General features: G+C 68.4%; 22 protein-coding genes and 1 other RNA gene. 13 read left to right on the top strand and 10 right to left on the bottom strand.

What is annotated here, in order from left to right:
* Positions 1–11: 11 nt before the first annotated feature.
* The 9 genes from CRP55_RS12890 to CRP55_RS12850 all read left to right on the top strand — a co-directional run bounded on the left by CRP55_RS12890 (position 12) and on the right by CRP55_RS12850 (position 6,250).
* The gene (locus tag CRP55_RS12890; RefSeq protein ID WP_245922955.1) at positions 12–842 is read left to right on the top strand and encodes a Nif3-like dinuclear metal center hexameric protein; all 831 of its coding nucleotides are present in this window, start codon (positions 12–14) and stop codon (positions 840–842) included.
* On the top strand, positions 839–1,573 hold the full coding sequence (locus CRP55_RS12885; protein ID WP_097320093.1) for a zinc ribbon domain-containing protein: 735 nt from the start codon (positions 839–841) through the stop codon (positions 1,571–1,573). The genes CRP55_RS12890 and CRP55_RS12885 overlap by 4 nt, the downstream gene beginning before the upstream one ends.
* A complete protein-coding gene (locus CRP55_RS12880; RefSeq protein ID WP_097320092.1) occupies positions 1,570–2,682 on the top strand; it encodes a bifunctional RNase H/acid phosphatase in 1,113 nt (370 codons plus the stop codon). Before CRP55_RS12885 ends, CRP55_RS12880 begins: the two co-directional genes overlap by 4 nt.
* Positions 2,683–2,701: 19 nt before the next feature.
* Positions 2,702–2,959, top strand: coding sequence for a hypothetical protein (locus tag CRP55_RS12875; protein ID WP_143234580.1), 258 nt, complete (start codon positions 2,702–2,704; stop codon positions 2,957–2,959).
* A 187-nt stretch (positions 2,960–3,146) separates the two neighbouring features.
* Entirely contained in the window at positions 3,147–3,923 is a 777-nt protein-coding gene (locus CRP55_RS12870; RefSeq protein WP_097320090.1) for a DinB family protein, read from the top strand.
* Positions 3,924–4,196: 273 nt separating this feature from the next.
* Positions 4,197–4,367, top strand: coding sequence for a hypothetical protein (locus CRP55_RS54505; RefSeq protein ID WP_245922954.1), 171 nt, complete (start codon positions 4,197–4,199; stop codon positions 4,365–4,367).
* Between the two features lie 11 nt (positions 4,368–4,378).
* Positions 4,379–4,645 (top strand): hypothetical protein, encoded by a 267-nt coding sequence (locus tag CRP55_RS12860; RefSeq protein WP_097320089.1) that lies wholly within the window; start codon positions 4,379–4,381, stop codon positions 4,643–4,645.
* A gap of 581 nt (positions 4,646–5,226) precedes the next feature.
* Entirely contained in the window at positions 5,227–5,715 is a 489-nt protein-coding gene (locus CRP55_RS12855; protein ID WP_218854389.1) for an SHOCT domain-containing protein, read from the top strand.
* An 88-nt stretch (positions 5,716–5,803) separates the two neighbouring features.
* Positions 5,804–6,250 carry a DUF4231 domain-containing protein gene (locus CRP55_RS12850; protein WP_097320088.1) on the top strand — a complete coding sequence of 149 codons (447 nt, stop codon included), beginning with the start codon at positions 5,804–5,806 and terminating at the stop codon, positions 6,248–6,250.
* A 6-nt stretch (positions 6,251–6,256) separates the two neighbouring features.
* Here the strand turns inward: CRP55_RS12850 and CRP55_RS12845 are convergent, their stop codons facing one another.
* Both CRP55_RS12845 and CRP55_RS12840 read right to left on the bottom strand, forming a co-directional pair.
* Entirely contained in the window at positions 6,257–7,405 is a 1,149-nt protein-coding gene (locus CRP55_RS12845; RefSeq protein WP_179855146.1) for an MFS transporter, read from the bottom strand.
* A gap of 35 nt (positions 7,406–7,440) precedes the next feature.
* Positions 7,441–8,820, bottom strand: coding sequence for a stress response protein (locus CRP55_RS12840; RefSeq protein WP_097320087.1), 1,380 nt, complete (start codon positions 8,818–8,820; stop codon positions 7,441–7,443).
* Between the two features lie 312 nt (positions 8,821–9,132).
* Between CRP55_RS12840 and CRP55_RS12835 the strand changes: the two genes are divergently transcribed.
* On the top strand, positions 9,133–9,519 hold the full coding sequence (locus CRP55_RS12835; RefSeq protein WP_097320086.1) for a VOC family protein: 387 nt from the start codon (positions 9,133–9,135) through the stop codon (positions 9,517–9,519).
* Here CRP55_RS12835 and CRP55_RS12830 read toward each other — a convergent pair.
* The 4 genes from CRP55_RS12830 to CRP55_RS12815 all read right to left on the bottom strand — a co-directional run bounded on the left by CRP55_RS12830 (position 9,504) and on the right by CRP55_RS12815 (position 13,358).
* Positions 9,504–10,094, bottom strand: coding sequence for a class I SAM-dependent methyltransferase (locus CRP55_RS12830; protein WP_143234578.1), 591 nt, complete (start codon positions 10,092–10,094; stop codon positions 9,504–9,506). The genes CRP55_RS12835 and CRP55_RS12830 overlap by 16 nt on opposite strands.
* Positions 10,091–11,734, bottom strand: a complete 1,644-nt coding sequence (gene mctP / locus CRP55_RS12825; protein WP_097320084.1) for a monocarboxylate uptake permease MctP — start codon at positions 11,732–11,734, stop codon at positions 10,091–10,093. Before mctP ends, CRP55_RS12830 begins: the two co-directional genes overlap by 4 nt.
* On the bottom strand, positions 11,731–11,973 hold the full coding sequence (locus tag CRP55_RS12820; protein ID WP_097320345.1) for a DUF3311 domain-containing protein: 243 nt from the start codon (positions 11,971–11,973) through the stop codon (positions 11,731–11,733). Before CRP55_RS12820 ends, mctP begins: the two co-directional genes overlap by 4 nt.
* A 107-nt stretch (positions 11,974–12,080) precedes the next feature.
* Positions 12,081–13,358: a glycoside hydrolase family 18 protein gene (locus CRP55_RS12815; RefSeq protein ID WP_097320083.1), complete on the bottom strand. Its 1,278-nt coding sequence runs from the start codon at positions 13,356–13,358 to the stop codon at positions 12,081–12,083.
* Positions 13,359–14,098: 740 nt separating this feature from the next.
* Between CRP55_RS12815 and CRP55_RS12805 the strand changes: the two genes are divergently transcribed.
* On the top strand, positions 14,099–14,881 hold the full coding sequence (locus tag CRP55_RS12805) for a hypothetical protein (RefSeq protein ID WP_097320081.1): 783 nt from the start codon (positions 14,099–14,101) through the stop codon (positions 14,879–14,881).
* A 100-nt stretch (positions 14,882–14,981) separates the two neighbouring features.
* Positions 14,982–16,169 (top strand): epoxide hydrolase family protein, encoded by a 1,188-nt coding sequence (locus CRP55_RS12800; protein ID WP_097320344.1) that lies wholly within the window; start codon positions 14,982–14,984, stop codon positions 16,167–16,169.
* A 9-nt stretch (positions 16,170–16,178) separates the two neighbouring features.
* Here the strand turns inward: CRP55_RS12800 and rnpB are convergent.
* Positions 16,179–16,576, bottom strand: an RNA gene (rnpB, locus tag CRP55_RS12795) — RNase P RNA component class A.
* Between the two features lie 39 nt (positions 16,577–16,615).
* Positions 16,616–17,380, bottom strand: a complete 765-nt coding sequence (locus CRP55_RS12790; protein WP_097320080.1) for a sulfite exporter TauE/SafE family protein — start codon at positions 17,378–17,380, stop codon at positions 16,616–16,618.
* Positions 17,381–17,405: 25 nt separating this feature from the next.
* Here CRP55_RS12790 and CRP55_RS12785 point away from each other — a divergent pair, with 25 nt between their 5' ends.
* Entirely contained in the window at positions 17,406–17,975 is a 570-nt protein-coding gene (locus tag CRP55_RS12785; RefSeq protein WP_097320079.1) for an AAA family ATPase, read from the top strand.
* Here the strand turns inward: CRP55_RS12785 and CRP55_RS12780 are convergent.
* Positions 17,965–18,396: a hypothetical protein gene (locus tag CRP55_RS12780; protein ID WP_143234576.1), complete on the bottom strand. Its 432-nt coding sequence runs from the start codon at positions 18,394–18,396 to the stop codon at positions 17,965–17,967. The genes CRP55_RS12785 and CRP55_RS12780 overlap by 11 nt on opposite strands.
* 437 nt (positions 18,397–18,833) lie before the next feature.
* A complete protein-coding gene (locus CRP55_RS12775) occupies positions 18,834–19,745 on the bottom strand; it encodes a threonine/serine dehydratase (protein ID WP_097320077.1) in 912 nt (303 codons plus the stop codon).
* Between the last annotated feature and the right edge of the window lie 2 nt (positions 19,746–19,747).

The raw sequence follows: 19,747 nt of genomic DNA, 5'->3' as shown, positions 1-19,747 counted from the left end.
AGTTGTCGGCCGTGACCGACAATGCCAGCGTGCCCACCGTCCGGGACGTGATCGACGCCCTCGACCGGCGTTATCCCCGCGAGTGGGCGGAGTCGTGGGACCGGGTCGGCATGGTGCTGGGCGACTTCGACCACCCCGTGCGGCGGGTCCTGTGCGTCGTCGACTGCGTGCCCGAGACCGCCGAGGAGGCGATCTCCGTGGGCGCCGACCTGATCGTCGCCCACCATCCGCTGCTGCTCAAGCCGGTGTCGTCGATCGCGCCGGACACGTACAAGGGCCGCGTCATCCACCGGCTGATCCGGTCGGACGTGGCCCTCTACGTCGCGCACACGAACGCCGACGTGGCCAATCCGGGCGTTTCGGACGCGCTCGCGGCGCGGTTGGGTCTCCGCGACCTGCGCCCGTTGATTCCGTCTTCCGATGACGGCCGGGGACTCGGTCGCATCGGCGTTCTGGATCCGCCGATGGATCTGTCGGAATTAACGGGATTTGTCGCCTCGCGGCTTCCGGCGACCGCCGCCGGAGTCCGGTCGGCCGGGGACCCGTCCTTGGTGGTACGCACCCTGGCCGTCTGCGGTGGCGCGGGTGACACCTTCCTGGCCGACGCCGCACGGGCCGGCGTGGACGCGTACCTTTGCGCTGATCTTCGTCACCACCCGGCGAGCGAACACGTCGCCGGCGAAGGCCCGGCGCTGATCGACGTCGCCCACTGGGCGACGGAACGTCCCTGGCTCGACGACGTCGCGGCGTGGCTGCGCGGCGAGTTCGGCTTCGACGTCGTCGTGTCCGACCTGGACACCGACCCCTGGACCCTTTTTCGAAAGAAGGAGCCCCTGCCGTGAAGGCCTCCCCGGAAGCCCAGCGCCGCCTGCTCGACCTGCAGGCCGTCGACACCGCCCTGGCCCAGCTCGCCCACCGGCGCAAGACGCTGCCCGAGCTCGCCGAGATCGACACGGTGTCGCGGGAGCTCTCCGCGCTGGAGGACGAGCGGGTCCGCGCCCAGGTCGCGGTCGACGACCTCGATCGTGACATCAGCCGTTTCGAGAAAGACATCGAGCAGGTACGCATCCGCAAGGACCGCGACCAGAAGAGGCTCGACGCCGGCGGCGCCCTCAAGGAGATCGAGGGCCTCCAACACGAGCTGGCCACCCTCAACCGGCGCCAGTCCGAGCTGGAGGACGCCGAGCTCGAGCTGATGGAGCAGAAGGAGACGGCCGAGTCGGCGCTGGCCTCGGTCAAACAGCGCCTCGAGGCCGCCCTGGCCCGCCGCTCCGAGGCGGAGGCCCGGCGCGACGAGACCCTGGCCGACATCACCAAGGAGCAGGAGTTCAAGCAGTCGTCGCGGGCCCCGCTGGCCGCCGACCTGCCGGCCGAGCTGGTCACCCTCTACGACAAGATCCGCCTCGACTCGGGTCTCGGCGCGGCCCTGTTCCAGTCGGGCCGCTGCGGCGGCTGCCGCATCGAGCTGTACGGCGCCGACCTGGCCCGGGTCAAGGCGGCGGCGCCGGACGAGGTCGTACGCTGCGAGGAGTGCCGCCGCATCATGGTCCGCACCAAGGAGTCCGGCCTGTGAGCCTGCGCGTCGCGATCGAGGCCGACGGCGGTTCCCGGGGCAACCCCGGCCCGGCCGGCTACGGCTCGGTGGTCCGCGCCCACCCGACGGGCGAGGTGCTGGTCGAGCGGTACGGCGCGCTGGGCGTGACCACGAACAACGTGGCCGAATACACCGGCCTGATCGAGGGCCTGAAGGCGGCCCGCGAACTGAACGCCACCGAGGTCGACGTCCGCATGGACTCGAAACTGGTGGTCGAGCAGATGTCCGGCCGCTGGCAGATCAAAAACGCGGGCCTGCGCCCCCTGGCCGCCGCGGCGGCGGCCCTGGTGAGCGAGTTCGAGCGGGTCACCTTCGAGTGGATCCCCCGTGAGCGCAACAAGGCGGCCGACGCCCTGGCCAACCGGGCCATGGACGAGGCGGCGGGTAAGCCGGTCCGCGAGGTCGTGACCGAGGATCTGGTCGCTGGGGAAACCCCGGCCCCACGCTCCTGGGCGCCCCCGTCACTGGACAACGCGACCCGTCTCATCCTGGTCCGCCACGGCGAGACGGCGCTGACCAAGCAGGGCCGCTATTCGGGCCGGGGCGACGTCCCCCTCTCCGACGAGGGCGAGGCACAGGCCATGGCCGCGGGCGGCCGGGTGGCCGGCATCTCGCGGGACGTCACGGCCATCGTCAGCTCACCCCTGGGCCGCTGCGTGCGGACAGCGGAGCTCATCTCGGCCGAGGTGGGCGGCGTGCCGGTGACGGTGATCCCCGATCTGATCGAGTGCGACTTCGGCGACTGGGAGGGCTTGACCTTCGCCGAGGTGAACGAGCGCTGGCCCACCGAGATGGCGGCCTGGCTGGAGAAGACGAGCGTGGCCCCGCCGGGCGGCGAGTCCTTCCAGGCGGTGGCCAAGAGGGTGCGGGGAGCCTTGCAGGCAGTCCTGGACTCCTACCCCAGCGGCGTGGTCGTCCTGGTCTCCCACGTGACCCCGATCAAACTCATCCTCAGAGACGCCCTGGCCGCTTCAGACGCCTTCCTCCACCGCCTCTTCCTGGACGCAGCCGGCGTCTCCACCATGGACATCTGGCCCGACGGCAACATAGCGGTCCGCTCAGTCAACGAGACGGCCCACCTCCGCTGACGTTCTCCGGTCAGGGGGCATGCGCCCTGACCGGAGCCGCGTGCCCTTCGGCGGTCTCGCATCGACCCGCAAGACGCCGAAGGGTGCGTGCGTCGTGGTACCTATCGATGGAACATTCGGAGGATGGGCGATCGCCCTGGCGATCTTCTCGCTCTTGCTCCGGGCTCGACGGGAAGTCGCGTGGCTCCTGCTCGGCATCATTGCGATCTCGCTGGCGAAGAAGGACGACCTGCCAGCGATCGTCGAGTCGATCTTCCGGCGGCTCAACCGGAAGTAGCGGATTTACGGCCGGTTCGTGCTTCGCGGGCCGGCCACCGGCCCCGCGGCCTCTGATCAAGAGGGCGCGGGCCTCGTTCTGAGCAGCCCCTCTCGCCTGAGGCGGACTGCGGTCGCGTCGCGGTCGTTGCTGAGAGGGCTCGTCGTTCAGGAAGGTTTTCGTCCGGAACTGGGGCTAGCGTGCGGGGATGGCTGACTTCGAGGGGGACCTGAGCGGCTCCCGGTTCGAGCATGTTGATCTCAAGAGGGCTGAGCTGCGGGATGTCGATCTGGCCGGCAGCCGGTTCCGGGAGGTCAACTTCTACGACGTGACCATGCGGGGCGTCTACATCGGGAAGGTCGACATCGACGGCGAGGTCGAATCGTTGGTGATCAACGGGGTGGACGTTGCTCCGTTCGTACAGGCGGAAATGGATCGTCTCGAGCCCGAACGGGTGAAGATGCGGCCCACGGATCCGGACGGCTTTCGTGAGGCCTGGGATCTGATCGAGGCGCGGTGGGCCGAGACGGTCGAGCGGGCGCGGCGGTTGCCGGAGCCGTTGCTGCACGAGTCCGTGGACGGGGAATGGTCGTTCATCGAGACGTTGCGGCATCTGGCGTTCGCCGAGGAGTCGTGGGTGTCGCGGGCCATCCTCGGCGAGCAGTCGCCGTGGCATCCGCTGTCGCTGCCGTGGGACGGCATGGAGGACACACCGGGCGTTCCGCGTGATCGTGCGGCCCGGCCTTCGCTCGATGAGGCGCTCGCGCTCCGGCTCGACCGCATGGCCACGGTGCGCCGGGTCATCGACGGTCTCACCGGCGACTTGCTGGCCTCCGACACCAAACCGGTCGATGGGCTCGGCTGGCCGCCTCCCCAAAGGACTTTTCCCGTACGGAAATGTCTGCTGACCGTCCTCAACGAGGAGTGGGAGCATCGCCGGTACGCGGAACGCGACCTGGCCGTACTGGAATCACGGAATGAATGAGCCTCGCCCGGTAGCACTGGTCACCGGCGTCGGCCGTACGGCCGGGATCGGTGCCGGCATCGCCCGGCAGCTGGCCTCCTCCGGCTGGGACGTCGCCTTCACGTACTGGCACGCCTACGACGACCGTCGACTCCGGGCTGCTCGACACCACTGTGGAAGGCTTCGACCGCCACTTCGCCGTCAACGCCCGCGCCACCTGGCTGCTCATCCGCGAACACGCCCTCCGCTTCCGCGGCACACCCGGCGCGGGCCGGATCATCGCCTTGACCAGCGATGCTGGGCCGCCTCGGCACCCCTCAGGACACGGCCCACCTGGTCGACCTCCTCTGCTCACCGCAGGGCGGCTGGATCAACGGCCAGCTCCTGATGAGCAACGGCGGTTTCGCCTGGAAGGGCTTCTTCACTCACGTCCGGCGGCCGTACGCCTGCGCGCGACCGGCCTAGGCTGAACAACCATGACGGATTCTGAGCTGTCGGAGTTGCGGGCGCGGGCCGCTGACGGAGACCGGGACGCGGTGGATCAGCTCGTCGAGCTGGCGGGCGAACGAGGCGACATGGCGGAGCTGCGCCGTCTCTCGGAGGCGGGCAGCAGCGACGCCACGGACGAGCTGGTCCAGCTGGCCAGCGAGCGCGGCGACACCGGCGAGCTGCGCCGCCTGGCCGACGCCGGCAACAGCGACGCGGCCGAGCTGCTGGCCGAACTGACCGACGAGGACGACTGACCGCCGCGGCTCTATGACGTCCAGTTCTTGAGGACGTCGAGGGCCGACGAGGCCACCGATCGCCCACCCGATTCAGTTGTCGCTCTTGGCCGGCTCGGCCGCGCCGCCGTCCGGAGGCGGTGTGGCATCGGGTTCAGGCGCGACGCCCTCGCCTGGACCTACCCCCTCCGCCGGTTGTGCCACACGTCCACGGTGAGACGGCCGCGATGGCCAGGCAAGGTGCTGTCACCTGTCCGCCTCGGGCCGGCGTACTCGAAACGCTCGGCCCAGCTGCAGGACCAGAGCGCGTCCCGCAAGGCGGCCAAGTTGCGTCCGTAGTAGGGCAGCACAACGCGCTGAGCAGCGGCGGCCCGCCGAGGCCGAATTCATACGTACCGCATTCACGTGGGGCCGAAGGCTTGATTGCGTGGGCAGAAGTGGTGATCTGCGGTTCGCCGGTGGCGATCTTGCAAGAGCTGACGAACCAAGGACGGGTAGTAGGAGGTCACCTGGCGAACGGCGGCGTTCTCTCTGGTCATGGCGGACTTATCGTCGGGAATCCTCGCAATCCGTTCAAGAGGCACAAGCTCGATGCCGAGACGGTGGCCGAGTGGGAGGAGCTCTCGACCAAGGACGGCGTAGCCGGCGTCATGGGCCAGGCGGCCGCGAAGGCTGCTCTGCCGGGGATGATCGGCCGAGCTGTCGGCGCCGGCCTCGGCGCGGCCATGAAGTCCGGGCACACCGTCCGCGTGAACTGGGCCGACGGCAACCAGTCCATCATCGAGCTTCCGGAAAAGCTGTTCATGGTCTTCTCCGTACTGCTCCAGGGCAAGCAGGTCGTCACCGAGGCTTCCGCTCAGCCCGAGGAGCCCCTGACGCCGCAGCCCGGCGTGACCGACAAGATCCTGGACCTTGCCTCTTCGGTGATCCAGCGGGGCAAGTTCGCGGGACCGACAGCCCCGCCGGCTTTGGCCGCGCCTCAGACGGATGTCGTCGCGCAGATCGAGAAACTCGCCTCGCTCCACGCAGCCGGCATCCTCACCGACCAGGAGTTCGCGTCGAAGAAGGCCGAGCTACTCGGCCGTCTCTGACGTGCTGTCTGACCCGGCAAACCAGCGGAGACGGCGCGGGGCTGGCTCGGGAGATCCGGGGGCGGATCGACGATGGATACTGGTCCGCATGACTCAGGGGGACGGGGACCTCAGTGCTGCCGAGGTCTATCGGGTGGCTCGGGAGCGGTATCTCCGCAATGCCGGTACGGCTCGGCGGGCCTATCAGGTTTCGGAGACGCTGCTCATCGTGTTCGCGGCGGCCATTCCGGCCAGTGTCGCCTTCACCGATGATGCTCGGGTTCCGGCCGTCCTCGGTGGACTCGTCGTCGTGCTGACCGGGCTGCGGACGCTTTTCCGGTGGCACGACAACTGGATTCGCAACATCGAGACGATGGTGCAGCTGGAGGCGGAATGGGCGCGTTTCCGGCACCGGCTCGATGACTACGACAAGGCGGATCGGGAGGCCCTTTTCGTGCAGGCCGTCAAGGGGATCGAGTTGTCGGAGACGCAGGGGTGGGTGGGTTTACGGCGTACGGCGCAGGAAGCCCGTGAGATCTCCGCCGCCGAACAGTGAGTGACTTTATGACGCTACGGAAACCGACCGCACCCGGAGCACCTGCGCGCCCAGCGTCATGACGACCATCAGCGCCACGATGACGCCGAACGAAACCGTCAGCGACGACATGTGGGCGATGTCGCCGATGATGCCGGGGGCGATGAGACCGCTGCCGTAGGCGATGCCGGCCACCCCGGCGATGCCTTTGCCAGGGCTGCTTTCCGTACGGGCGGCGGCCGCGAACACGAGCGGCACCACCACCGCGATGCCGATGCCGAGCAGGCCGAACCCGGCGATGACCAGCGCCACCGGTTCGGCCAGCACGATCGTCAGGGCGCCCACTGTCGCGCACACGCCGGAGACGCGGACCGTCTTCACCGGGCCCAGTTGCCGGACGACCCAGTCGCCGCCGAATCGGGCCGCGGCCATGCACACCGAGAAGATCGAGACCGTGGCGGCGGCCGTGGCGGCCGGATGGTGCAGCAGGTCGCGGACGTAGACGGCGGCCCAGTCGAGGCTGGCGCCCTCGGCGAAGACCGCGCACAGCCCGATCAGGCCGATCGTCAGCACCCGGCCGGTGGGCAGCGCGAACGCCGGCGGCTCCTCCAGTTCGGGCGCCGGCCGGTGCGGGATCAGCCACGCCGACGCGGCCAGCACGATCACGACGAGGGCGGCCACCGTGAGCAGGAAGTGTGTGGGCGCGGACAGGCCGGCCCGGGTCGCGAGGACGGCCACCGCCGAGCCGGCCAGCCCGCCGATGCTCCACCAGCCGTGGAAGCCCGACATCACCGACCGCCCGTACCGTTCCTCGACGAGCACGGCGTGCGCGTTCATCGCCACGTCGGCCACACCGGCCGCCGCGCCGTAGACGACCAGGCACAGGCAGAGCGCCCACAGCGAGGTCGGCAGCGCCGGGAGCAGGAGCGCGGCACACCAGCAGAGCATCAGGACGCGTACGAGGGAACGCAGGTCGAACCGATGCACCAGCCGCCCCGACAGCGGCATCGCGATGAGCGCGCCCACCCCGGGCATGAGCAGGGCCAGCCCGAGCCCGCCGGGCCCGACCCCGACGTGGTCGGCCACCCAGGGCACCCGCGCCGCGAACGTCCCGGTGACGGCCCCGTGCGCCGCGAAGATCACCGACGTCGCGACCCGCGCCTTCCTCTCGATCATGCTTCTGACCGTAGGCGAAGCCTCCACCGCCCGCGCTACGGGGATTGCGGAGCTTGACCACTACCAGGCTCCAGCGGCTGCGGACCGTCCTGGGAAGAGATCGCCGTTGATACGAGCGCTGCGGCAACTGGCTCGGCCTCGATCACCTCTTCGGGGGCGCGTAGCTTCGGGGGCGCGGCCATCCAGGGCTTGAGGTTCTGAATGACCTGTTCGTAGAAGTCGTCGATGGCGCCAAGCACCGAGTCGATGAAGGAACTGCGCCCGGTGCCGCGCTTGGTGCCGGCCGCCGAGTTCGCAGCCACGCGGAAGGACTTCAGTTCCCTCGAGGGTTCGCCGACCAGGCGGCCTGGCTCCTCGCGGACGGTCTTGAGTAACTCGGCGCTGCCTGCGCCACGTGAGTATGCCGCGAAAGACTCTAGGCGGAGCGTCTCCGGCGCGTGCTTGAGTTGTCGCACCAACCAATTGACACGAGTGGTCGGGCGGCCTTCACGGGGCGCCTCGACATCAACGTGACATGTTATCTTCGCTGCTCGTAGATCCGCGGTCACGAAAAGGGCGCCGACCGCGCCCGGTATACGGAGGGCGGCGGTCATCGTGCCAGTGGTCGCTAATTGCGTGACGAGACCCTGAGTTCGAATCGATGGGTCAGCCAGCTCTCTACGCGTGAGGGCTGGAACGATTTCCGTACCTAGCTGTCGGCCGAGCTTGAGACCGGCGAAACGCACGAGAGCGTCGAACCTTCCCGCCACTTCTGCCACCGCCGGGTCGACAGCTCGAAGGGTGCCTGCATTGACGGACTCTCGTACAGGAACCCAGCTGGCGCCCATGTCACCGAACTCCAGCGCCCCCGACCGGGGATGTTCCAGGTAACGGATCAGTTCTCCCAGGACCCAGGCCTGATCGGGATCGGCGACGCCGCGATATTCCTTCTGCATGACGGCTGCGGTGAGAACCTCCGACCACGGCAGATGGTGGAGTGCAACCTTCTTCAGCTTCCGCTTGTCGACAGCGGTGGGGTGTTGTCCAGGTACGGGAGGGATCTGGTTGGAGATGGTGATGAGGGCATCGAAGCCTTGTTCCCTTGCAATGTCGAGATAGCGTTCGAGCTGGTCGACCCGTAGCTCGTTACTGCCTGTCTTCACCTCGACGAGCGCAGTCCACTGGCGCTGTCCGCGAGTGATCCGAATGAGCCCGTCCGGAAAGAACTTTCCTTCCCCGAGCTTGAAGGGGACCTCGATGTAAGTCTGCACGGTTCCAGCCGGAGCACCGATCGGTTGTGTCAACGCCCGGCCGAACTCCCGCACGGCGCTCATCACGGCGAGAAGAGCTGACGTAGCTCGCCGCTCCTGCTCATCGGCCCCATTGATTCCCGACGTGGGAATGAGACGGGCGGCAAGCCAGACATCTTCACTCATCAGTCACTCCTCGTAGTGTGGCCTTGACGCAGGCTACGCTCAGCTGGCGATGGCGAGCGGATCGATCGACACGTCGATCAGTTACGAGAAGTTGACCGGTTGGCCTATCGCGGAGTGTCACCACATAGGACATTCATATTTCTGCAAACAATTGATCTTAAGATGTCGCGGTCCGGTCGAATGTGGTTGCAACCCCTGCCCTACCATTGATGATCTTCACTTGCAAGGGGATCAGCACATAGCTGATTCGCTCGCGCGCGGGTGAATCTCCGGCTTGAATGGAGTGGGAGCAGAATCAGAGGGGAGTTGCTTGTGCCGCTCAGGAGCCGTAAGCAGTGGTGGGGTGTGACCCTGGACGCGCCGGACGGGGTGGAGTTGGGACGCTTCTACTCGCGGCTGCTCGGCTGGAATTTCTACCCGGCGGACAACGGTCTGGGTGGCGCGGTCGCGCCCTCCGACAACGCTGGATACAACCTCGGGTTCCAGACCGAGAAACAATACGTACGGCCGGTGTGGCCGGCCGAGGCCGGTAAACCGCAGATGTCGATGCACCTGGAGATCGAGGTCGACGATCTCGAGGAGGCCGTCGCGTACGCCGTCTCGGTGGGCGCGGAGCAGGCCTCCTATCAACCCCAGGAGACGGTACGGGTGATGCTCGACCCGGCCGGACATCCCTTCTGCCTTTACACGGACGACTGATCCAGGAACCGGAAGAGGCGCGTGCCGGGAATCGGTGGTGTCGGAGCCGCCGACATCCGGTGCGTGCCCACCCGGAATTTCGCGTCGGCGGGCGCGGTGAAGGCGACCTCGTCGAAGCCCGATTCGGCGAAACAGTCGCGCACGAATGCGCTCTCGTCGCCGGCCCGGGTCCAGATGACCTGACCGCCGGGGGACAGCAGCATCGGCAGCGACTCGATGGTGCGGCGGACGTCGGCCGCGCTCACGTTTCCGAAGACGCCGCAGGCGAGCACGATGTCGGCGCGGCCGAAGGAAAGGTACGCGTCGATCGCGCCCGCGTCCTCATTGCGTATGACGACATTCGTGTGACCTTGCGCCCGCTGGGCCAGCGATGGATCGAGCTCGACCAGGAGGGCGTTCGCGCCCGCGGGCAGCAGCGGCAGAATGTCGCGGCCGTCGCCGGCGCACATGCTGATGAGGCGCGGCGTGACAAAGGACTGCAGGGCCGTGCGAATGTGGTCCTGCACCACCGTCAAGCGGCGGGCCAACGAGGAGCCGGGAATCCCGTACTCCTCGTGCCATTGAACCCAATTCATGTGGACGACGGCGTCTCGACGGCCGTGAGGTCGCGGTCGACGCGCGGGTCGCCCTCGTCGGCGAAGTAGTCGTCCCGCGTGGTGCCGTCGACGCCGGCGGGAGTCTTGGCCGCCCGCAGGATCAGCGTGACGATGACCGCGATCAGCAGGTTGACCAGCACCGTCACGAAGCCGACGTAAATGGTGCGCTTGGTGTCGAAGCCGAACTCGGACAGCGGGAACGCCGAACCGCCGAAGTGGGCGCGCTTCGTGGCCGGGTTCGGGATCTGCCACAACATCCACATCGACAGGCCCATGCCGGCCACCCAGCCCGCGATCAGCGCACCCCGGTGCAGCCAGCGGGTGAACAGGCCGAGCGCCACCGCCGGAGCGGTCTGCAGGATGATCACGCCGCCGATGAGCTGGAGGTCGATCGAGAACTGCGGGTCGAGGAACACGATGCAGGCGACCGCGCCGATCTTCACGACCAGCGAGGTGATCTTCGAGACGCGGGCCTCGTCGGCGTGCGACGCGTCCTTGCGCAGGTACTCCTTGTAGATGTTGCGGGTGAACAGGTTGGCCGCGGCGATCGACATGATGGCGGCCGGCACGAGCGCGCCGATGCCGATCGCGGCGAAGGCGACCCCGGCGAACCAGGCCGGGAACTGCATGTCGAACAGCAGCGGCACGACCGTGTTGCTGTCGACCGTGCCCGCCGTGGCGCCGGGCAGCGGCTTCACATTGGACGCGATGGCCGCGTACCCCAGAAGCGCGAGCAGGCCGAGCAGGAAGCTGTAGGCCGGCAGGGCCGACATGTTCCGCTTGATCACGTTGCGGTTCTTGCTGGCCAGCACGCCGGTGATGCTGTGCGGGTAGAGGAACAGCGCCAGGGCCGAGCCGAGCGCGAGCGTCACGTACTGGAGCTGGTTGTTGGCGTTCAGGGTGATGCCGTCGTTGGGGTTCGGGCTGGCCGTGAACTTGGCCTCGGCGGCGTCGAAGATGCTGCCCCACCCGCCCAGCTTGGTCGGCAGATAGATGACCGCCACCAGGATCACGATGTAGATGAGCGCGTCCTTGACGAACGCGATCAGGGCCGGGGCGCGAAGACCCGATTGATAGGTGTACGCAGCCAGGATCGCGAACGCGATGATGATGGGCGCATGCCGGGCGAGCACACTGTCGCCGGTCACGCCCATCGTCTTGAGCACCGCCTCGATGCCGACGAGCTGGAGGGCGATGTACGGCATGGTGGCGACGATGCCGGTGATGGCGACGACGAGGGCCAGCGTGGGCGAGTCGAACCGGCTGCGCACGAAGTCGGCCGGGGTCACGAAGCCGTGCCGGTGCGACACCGACCAGAGCCTGATCAGGATCAAGAAGAACATCGGATAGATGATGATGGTGTACGGGACGGCGAAGAACCCGGCCGCACCGGCGCCGAAGATCAGCGCGGGTACGGCGACGAAGGTGTACGCCGTGTACAGGTCACCGCCGACGAGGAACCAGGTGATCCAGCCGCCGAAGTTGCGCCCGCCCAGGCCCCACTCGTCGAGGTGGGCCATGTCCTGGGGCGCGCGCCAGCGTGCGGCCACGAAGCCCATGCCGCTGACGAACAGGAACAGGATGGTGAAGACGACGATCTCGGTGATGTGGTCTCTCATGGCCGCCGTCCCCGCTTCGTCATCTGGTAGACCAGCGACGTGGTGCCGACGCCGAGCAGGATGAAGAGGAACTGGATCCAGTAGAACGCCGGGAAGCCGAACAGCCGGGGCTCGTCATGGTTGTAGATGAACGTCAGAACCGGCACGACGATGGGGATGAGCAGCAGCCAGTTCCAGGGGCTGCGATCGCTCCGGGGCCTGCTCTCCGGTCCTGGCTCTTTGGTCTCAGGCTCCGCCATGGCCCGTACCTCCTCGTCAGCGCTGGTGCTGTACGTCACGCTAACGAGGAGGGGTCAAATCGGGCGATCACCGTGCGCCAAGCGGTTTCGGTCGTGCGCCGAACGGCTTACCGCAGCCCGGCGGAAACCGCCTTGGTGAGTGACGCGCTGGCGTCGTCACCGTCGAGTGACCACATCATCGCGCCGCCCAGGCCCTTGGCCCGGATGTAGAGCGCCTTCTGAATCATCTGAGCCGGATCGTCGTACGTCCAGAATGTCGTGCCGTCGAACAGCCAGGCGTGCCCGCTGCGGAGATCCCGGTGGATCTTGAAATTGGGCAGCGTCTTGACCGTCTTGTAGTCCTCCGTGCCGGCCGCGAAGATCCCGGGCGCCGGGCCGGTGGCGGGCTGGAACAAGCCGTTGTTCTTGTCGGTGACGCCGGTCCAGCCCTGGCTGTAGTAGGGCAGGCCCAGAACGAGCTCCTTGCGCGGTGCCCCCGCCTTGAGCCAGGCGTTTATCGCGACATCCACGGAGAAGTCCGGGTTGTCGGGCGCGCCTCGGGGGACGAACAGGGCGGATTGCTGGTTGGCGCGGGTCTCCCAGGAGCCGTGGAAGTCGTACCCCTGCACGGTTCCGAAGTCCAGGTACTTGAAGATCTTGTCGCCCTCGAAGCCGGCCGTGATCTTGGCCGGGGCCGCCGGAAGGAAGGCCGTCAGGTCGTACCGGTGCTTGGTGGTCCGGCTGAGCTTGTCGAGCTGCGCCCGGAACTCGGCCGTGAGCAGCGTGAAGTTCCGCTTGTCCTCGGGCCGGATGACATTGCCGGCGTTGCCGTCGGACCCGGGCCACTCCCAGTCGAGATCGACCCCGTCGAAGATTCCCGCGGCGACCCCCGCGGGCAGGCCGGGCAGATTGCCCTTGATCCAGAGATCGAGGCAGGAGCTGACGAGCTTCTTCCGCGAGGCGTCGGTCAGAACGGCATCGGAGAAGTACGCCGACCCGGTCCACCCGCCGAGCGAGATCAGCACCCGCAGCTTCGGGTTCTTCTTCTTGAGCTCGGCGAGCTGGTTGAGGTTGCCCGCGATCGGCTGCCCCGCGACATCACCAACACCGTCCACACTGTGCGCGTCGTCGAAGCTGGTCTGCCAGTCGGCCCACGGGTCGGCGCTGGCGCAGACCCCGTCCGCCGTGACCGGCCCGAACGCGTAGTTGAGGTGCGTGAGCTTCCCGGCCGCGCCGGAGCTCTGCACCTTGCTGAGCTGGAAGTCGCGGCCGTAGATACCCCACTGCGTGAAGTACCCGACCTTGACGTATGACTTGCCGCCCGCCTGAGCAGGCGTAGCCGCAACCGTGCCCCCCACAGCAGCCAATGCGGCCACAGCAACGAGCCGGCGTTTCCATTCGCGCATGAGTCCTCCAGGAAAGAAAGTTTCCTAATCGAGGAAGTTAGAGGTCTCACTGCGCTGAGGCAATGCTTTCGCCGGTGCGGGAGTACGGAACCCGGGCGTTGGGTCCCGATCGCCCGGATTGCCGGGCCGGCGCCCTCACACGTACGGATGATCCACGCCCGGAGCCGGTTGAGGTGGGCGTCACGGTGGCCATAGGTTGCTCGTTCGAGCGCACCCGCCGAACACAGAATTGGGGGGAAGCGGCCTCGCGGCGACTTCCCCCCACTACGCCGAAGGGTAACCCGACTTGGCTCTGGTCGACAAGCCGTACGACCTCGGCGTGCACAAAAGGTTGCTCGATTACTACTCTCGGTCTACCCCGTGGAACCGCCAGCTGTGGCGCCTCAGCTCTGTCCTCGAGATCAGAGAGTTACTCGAGGCCCACCGGGCCCGCCATGAGGAGTCCTGTCCGACTCCTCGGTCAAATACCTCAGCGATGAGCTGATCCGGCGCGTCCGGCGGGATGTGGGCTTCGGGTCGGAAAGGCAGCGCGGAATCCTGATCGGTGCCGTGAGCCGGAAGCTGGAACCTGAGAGCCACGACGCTTACGTCCTCGCCCTGCTCGCCGACCAAGCGGACGAGGCGTACCTGCCGAACTGGGCGGAGGCGGTGCGTGTCGGCAAGCCCAGCCCGGAAGTCGTCTCCCGGGCGGTTGGCAGTCATCTCCTGGATGCCGGGTTCAGCCCTAGATATCTGCATCGGTGGTGGACCTACCATGGCTGCCATGCCCGGACTCGGCCGAGGTTGGCGATCTGATCGACGAGGCGGCCAAGCTGGCGCAATGGGTTCCGGGCGAGAAGCCGCTCCGACAGGCTGGCGGGCTGAACCTCTCGGCAGAAGTCAGCTCGGCGCTCGAACTTCTGGAGCCCCTTGACCTGGGTACCCCGGCCGCGGCAGTCGCCGGGAGCTGGGCCGCCATCGAGGCACTCTTCGTCGGGCCGGGCGACGGGCGCAATCGTGTCACCGCGGCAATACGGATGGCGCGCATCGTGGCATGCAGCTACATCAGGACCGAACTGACGGCGCTAGCGAACGCGTATGCGGGCGAGTGCGCAGATGCCTTGGCGATAGGAATACGCCAGATCCCTGAGGACATCGAGAAAGCCCGCATGTTCGAGGACGCGCTGAGAGCGGGGACCCTCGCCGGCTTCTCTCGACCCCGCCATTGCCTGGCGCTGGAAAGGATGCAGGCCCTCGCCTCGCAACCCGCGGAGATCTTGCCGAAGATCGTGTCTCAGCTCGAGGACGCGTTCCGCCGCCTCTACCGGCAGCGGAACCTTGTCCTTCACGCCGGAGATCTGACTTCGGTGGCGCTGGCCGGGACTCTCCGGACCGCCGCCCCGCTCGTGGGTGCCGGGGTCGATCGCATCGTGCATGCCAGCGCGGTCGGCGGCACCTCGCCGTTGCAGGTCGCCGCGACCGCGGAGGTGAACCTCGAACGCGTGGTCGATGGCGACACTCGCCTCGTGGAGCTCCTCGGCTGACGGCCGGCGCCGCGCGTTCATTCGTCAGGGATGAGGTGGGCTCGCTGGGACGCGGGACGATGGGCCACTTACCGACTTCTCGAATCGGCAGGTGGGCGCCATGTCCGGTGACCGTGAGATCCGTCCTTTCCGGCTCGACACCGCGGAGGAGGCGATCTCCGATCTGCACCGGCGGATCGCGGCCACGCGCTGGCCCGGGCGTGAGCTGGTCGACGACCGGTCCCAGGGGGTGCAGCTGGCGGCGCTTCAGGAGCTGGCCCGCTACTGGACGGCCGACCACGACTGGCGCGCGTTCGAAACCAGGCTCAACGCCTTTCCGCAATTCACGACCGAGATCGATGGTGTACGGATTCACTTCCTCCACGTGCGGTCGCGTCACGAGGACGCACTGCCGCTGATCATGACGCACGGCTGGCCGGGCTCGGTGGTCGAGCTGCTCGGCGCGGTGGGCCCGCTCACCGATCCGACCGCGTACGGCGGCCGGGCCGAGGACGCCTTCCACCTGGTGCTGCCGTCGCTGCCCGGCTACGGCTTCTCCGGCGAGCCGGCCGAGCTGGGCTGGGAGAACGGCCGGATCGCCCGCGCCTGGGCCGAGCTGATGAACCGCCTCGGCTACCAGCGCTACGTGGCCCAGGGCGGTGATGTCGGCGCCGCCGTCACCGACTTCATGGGCCGTCAGGGGCCCGACGGTCTGCTCGGCATCCACGTCAACCTGCTGGCCCCGGCCCTCGACCTCAAGGACCACCTTCCGGCCGGCACCGACCAGGAGCGCGCCGCCCGCGACGCCGTCACCACGTTCGCCACCGACGGTTTCGCCTACTTCCTGGAGCAGTCCACCCGCCCCCAGACCATCGGTTACGCCCTGCTCGACTCGCCGGTGGCCCTGGCCGCCTGGATGCTCGACCACGACACCGACAGCTACTACAAGATGGCCCGCGCCTTCACCGACAAGCAGGCCACCGGCGGTCTGACCCGCGACAGCATCCTCGACAACATCACCCTGTATTGGCTGACCGGCACTGGCGCCTCCGCCGCCCGCTGGTACTGGGAGTTCGGCCGCTTCCAGGCCGCCGCCGCCGGCCACGCCCCACCACCGCTCCAGGTCCCGGTAGCTTTCACCACTTTCCCCGGCGAGCTGTGGGCCGCCCCGCGCAGCTGGGCCGAGGCCGTCTACCCCACCCTGGCCTACTTCAACGAGGCCGACCGCGGCGGCCACTTCGCCGCCTGGGAGGAGCCCGAGCTGTTCGCCTCCGAGTTGCGGGCCGCCTTCCGAGGCGTACGGCAATAAGAAGGGCGACGGACGAGTCGGCCTGTACGCCGGATTCTGTAGCCAGCGAAGACGCTGGTGGCGGCCATCCATCTCGGCCTGCCGTTGCCGGCAGGCTCTTGCGGCCTACCCGCAGGCTCGGGCGAGCAGCCCTCGAACGCCTGCGCCGGCCGGGGCCTCGCGGCGCCGGCCTTGCTTGGCCTTGCTCCGGGTGGGGTTTACCTAGCCACCCCGGTCGCCCGGGGTGCTGGTGAGCTCTTACCTCACCGTTTCACCCTTACCGGCCTGGTGGGGCCGGCGGTCTGTTCTCTGTGGCACTGTCCCGCGGGTCGCCCCGGGTTGCCGTTAACAACCACCCTGCTCTGCGGAGTCCGGACGTTCCTCGGCGGCGCCCCGAAGGGCACCGACGCGACCGCCCAGCCGACTCGTCCGTCGCGCCCTCATCCTACGGGGGCGTGGGTGGGCGATCAGGTGAGGGCCCGGTACAGCAGGAGCAGGCCGATCACCGTGCCGAAGGTGACGATCAGGGCCCGCAGGACCCGGGCCGGCAGGCGCCGGGCCAGCTTGGCGCCCAGATAGCCGCCGACCACGGTGGCGGGGGCCAGAGCCAGGACGGCGGCCCAGTTGACCGGGGCGAAGAAGGCGAAGACCAGCAGCGTGATCAGGCCGACGACCGCCGACAGGACGTTCTTGAGGGCGTTGATGCGGTTGAGGGACTCGTCGAGGATCAGGGCCAGCGCCGCCACGTACATGACGCCGAGGGCCGCGCCGAAGTAGCCGCCGTAGACCGCGCCGACGAAGACGACGGTCTGCAACGTGAGGGCGGCGCGCCGGGGGGAGAGGTGGCGCGGGTGGCCGACCAGGCCGCGCAGGCGCTGCTGGAAGGCCAGGGTGGCGGCGGCGCCCAGGACCAGGAACGGGACGATCAGCTCGAACGCGCGGGCCGGGGTCAGCAGGAGCAGCGCACATCCGGCCCCGGAGCCGAGCACGGCGGCCGGGATGATGGCGCGCAGGCGCCGGGACTGGCCGGCCAGGTCGGCGCGGCTTCCGGCGACGCTCGACACGTAGCCGGGGAAGACGGAGATCGAGTTGGTGACGTTCGCGGCGACCGAGGGCAGGCCGGTGGCGATCAGCGTCGGGAACGTGATGAGCGAGCCGCCGCCGGCGATGGCGTTCACCGCGCCGGCGGCCAGGCCGGCCGCGACCAGCAGCAAAATGTGCGCGACATCCATGATGTGAGGAATCTACGCTCCGGCGATGGGGGATCTGCTCTTCATCATCGGGCCACCGGCGGTCGGCAAGATGACCGTGGGCAACGAGATCGCGGCGCGGACCGGCTTGCGCGTCTTCCACAACCATCTGGCCATCGAGCCGGTGCTGCGGTTCTTCGAGTTCGGCACGCCGGCGTTCTCGCGCCTGGTGCAGGGCTTCCGTCAGGCGGTGCTCGAGGAGGTGGCGGCGAGCGATCTGCCGGGGCTGATTTTCACGTACGTCTGGGCCTTCGACTCCCCAGGCGACGCGCAGAGCGTGCGCCGCTACGCCGAGCCGTTCGCCCGGCGCGGCGGTCGGGTCCTGTTCCTGGAGCTCGAAGCGGATCAGCAGGAGCGCCTGCGCCGCAACACGGGCGAGTCGCGCCTGGCCGAGAAGCCGTCGAAGCGGAACCTCGAACGTTCGCGCGACCTGCTGCTGCGAGCCGACCGGGACTATCGGCTCAATTCAACAGACGAGTTCAAGGACGACCCTTCCCACGTACGGCTTGACACCACCCACCTGCAGCCGGCCGAAGTCGCCGAGCGGGCGATCGAGCGCCTCGGTCTCAGAAGGTGACACCGCCCCGCTCGTCCCAGGTGAGGGCGGGCACCGGCACGAGCAGCGGCGGCCGCCGCAGGGTCTGGCGGTAGCCGTCCGCCCGTACCTCAAATGCGAAGTTGTGCCCTTCGATGTGCCAGACCGGCGCCGGATGCTGGTCGGGCGAGGGCAGCCGGTGAATGTCGGCGATGTCGAGGGGCTCGGCCAGCGGCCCGAACCCACCGCCGATGCCCCACGGCGCGTCGAAGACGAGGGTGGCGGGCGCGACCCAGAATCCATCGCCCGGCTCGCGCCGAACGACGTAGTCGAGGTCGAGCAGAAGCCGGACCTGCGGCTCCCCGGCCAGGCTGATCGCATGGACCCGGCTGTCGTGCCAGTCCATCCGGGGGTAGTCGGCCTCGGTCCAGTCGCTCTGGTCGAGCTGCGCCACAACAGTCATCGGCCCAGTATCAATGCGCAGGCCGAAAAACCAGCAAAAGGGAAATGTCGGGTTTGCGCCACCGCAGATCGGCTCCCGCTCTCCGCAAGAGGCCCCCGCTCAAGTCTGACCGAAAACGCAAGATCGTGCGGGGCACCCTGTGGACAACCGGTGATTGTGGAAAGAGACCGGCGTTTGTCCGGACCGGCCAAGGATCCGCTGTCCAGAGCCATCGACGAAATCGGGGACGCTCTTCCGGACCGGGGGGATACGGCATATCCGGCGGGAGGTCACGGCTCGCCGCGGATGCGCCAGGGTCCGACGGCTTGGGGTACATGTGGCGTGATCGACGACGCGGTGACTGCTGCATGCATGCGGCGTATCGGCCGAGGCCGCGGTGCACCCCGGGGGTGCACCGCGGCCGTGATCTCGGCGCGGCGGTGTGTGCCCGGGGTGGGTCAGGCCAGGTCGGTCGGGTTCGTGTTGGCGCCGCAGATCAGGACCACGACGCGCTCGCCGGGGACCGGGACGTAAGCGCCCGAGGTCAGCGCCGCATAGGCGGCCGCGGTGCCGTGTTCCACGGCCAGGCGGTAGTCGTCCCACAGGGTGCGGCGGGCGTCGATGATGGCCTGGTCGTCGACCAGCACCGACGGGATCCCGAAGGAGTGGGCCAGGTCGAAGGCGATCTGGCCGGCCCGCCGGGCGCCCAGGGAGTCGGCCGCCACGCCCGAGACCGGGACGTCGACCGGGGCGCCCGCCGACAGGGCCGCGTGCAGGGCCGCCGACGTCGCCGGCTCCACCGCTACGACCTTCACCTGCGGGGACAGGGCCGCGATCATGCCCGCGATCAGGCCTCCGCCGCCGACCGCGACCAGCACCGTGTCGAAGCCGGACGGGATCTGCTCCAGCAGTTCCAGGCCGATCGTGCCGTTGCCGGCGACCATCTGCGGGTCGTCGTAGGCGTGGCAGAACAGCGCGTTCGTGCCGGCGGCGTGATCTACCGCCGCGGCGTACGCCTCCGCGTACTCGCTGCCGACCTGGGTGACCTTGGCGCCCAGCTTGCCGAGCTTCGCCACCTTCACCGGGGGCGCGGTGACCGGCACGAAGACCGTGGCCGCGATGCCCAGCTCGCGGGCCGCGTATGCCGCGGCCAGGCCCGCGTTGCCGCCCGACGCGGCCACGATGCCGGCGGGCGGGACCGAAGGGGCGGCCAGGATCTGGTTGACCATGCCCCGGGTCTTGAACGAACCCGCGTGCTGCGTCTGCTCCAGCTTGAACCACGTCGCCGGCGCCACCTGAAGCACCGGCGTGCGCCTCACCCGCGAGCCGATCCGGGTGGCCGCCGCCCGTACGTCCTGAATGTCGATCACTG

The sequence above is a fragment of the Paractinoplanes atraurantiacus genome (assembly GCF_900215205.1).
Taxonomy (GTDB): Bacteria; Actinomycetota; Actinomycetes; order Mycobacteriales; family Micromonosporaceae; genus Actinoplanes; species Actinoplanes atraurantiacus.
The sequence above is the reverse complement of the archived record's forward strand: the minus strand, read 5'-3'. Positions and strand labels throughout refer to the sequence as shown.

Excerpts from the sequence above, each read along its gene's own strand:
- CRP55_RS12875 (WP_143234580.1), top strand. The coding sequence starts at position 2,702 with ATGCGCCCTGACCGGAGCCGCGTGCCCTTCGGCGGTCTCGCATCGACC.
- CRP55_RS12870 (WP_097320090.1), top strand. The coding sequence starts at position 3,147 with ATGGCTGACTTCGAGGGGGACCTGAGCGGCTCCCGGTTCGAGCATGTT.
- CRP55_RS54505 (WP_245922954.1), top strand. The coding sequence starts at position 4,197 with ATGCTGGGCCGCCTCGGCACCCCTCAGGACACGGCCCACCTGGTCGAC.
- CRP55_RS12860 (WP_097320089.1), top strand. The coding sequence starts at position 4,379 with ATGACGGATTCTGAGCTGTCGGAGTTGCGGGCGCGGGCCGCTGACGGA.
- CRP55_RS12850 (WP_097320088.1), top strand. The coding sequence starts at position 5,804 with ATGACTCAGGGGGACGGGGACCTCAGTGCTGCCGAGGTCTATCGGGTG.
- CRP55_RS12845 (WP_179855146.1), bottom strand. The coding sequence starts at position 7,405 with ATGATCGAGAGGAAGGCGCGGGTCGCGACGTCGGTGATCTTCGCGGCG.
- CRP55_RS12840 (WP_097320087.1), bottom strand. The coding sequence starts at position 8,820 with ATGAGTGAAGATGTCTGGCTTGCCGCCCGTCTCATTCCCACGTCGGGA.
- CRP55_RS12830 (WP_143234578.1), bottom strand. The coding sequence starts at position 10,094 with ATGAATTGGGTTCAATGGCACGAGGAGTACGGGATTCCCGGCTCCTCG.
- mctP (WP_097320084.1), bottom strand. The coding sequence starts at position 11,734 with ATGAGAGACCACATCACCGAGATCGTCGTCTTCACCATCCTGTTCCTG.
- CRP55_RS12820 (WP_097320345.1), bottom strand. The coding sequence starts at position 11,973 with ATGGCGGAGCCTGAGACCAAAGAGCCAGGACCGGAGAGCAGGCCCCGG.
- CRP55_RS12815 (WP_097320083.1), bottom strand. The coding sequence starts at position 13,358 with ATGCGCGAATGGAAACGCCGGCTCGTTGCTGTGGCCGCATTGGCTGCT.
- CRP55_RS12800 (WP_097320344.1), top strand. The coding sequence starts at position 14,982 with ATGTCCGGTGACCGTGAGATCCGTCCTTTCCGGCTCGACACCGCGGAG.
- CRP55_RS12790 (WP_097320080.1), bottom strand. The coding sequence starts at position 17,380 with ATGGATGTCGCGCACATTTTGCTGCTGGTCGCGGCCGGCCTGGCCGCC.
- CRP55_RS12785 (WP_097320079.1), top strand. The coding sequence starts at position 17,406 with ATGGGGGATCTGCTCTTCATCATCGGGCCACCGGCGGTCGGCAAGATG.
- CRP55_RS12780 (WP_143234576.1), bottom strand. The coding sequence starts at position 18,396 with ATGACTGTTGTGGCGCAGCTCGACCAGAGCGACTGGACCGAGGCCGAC.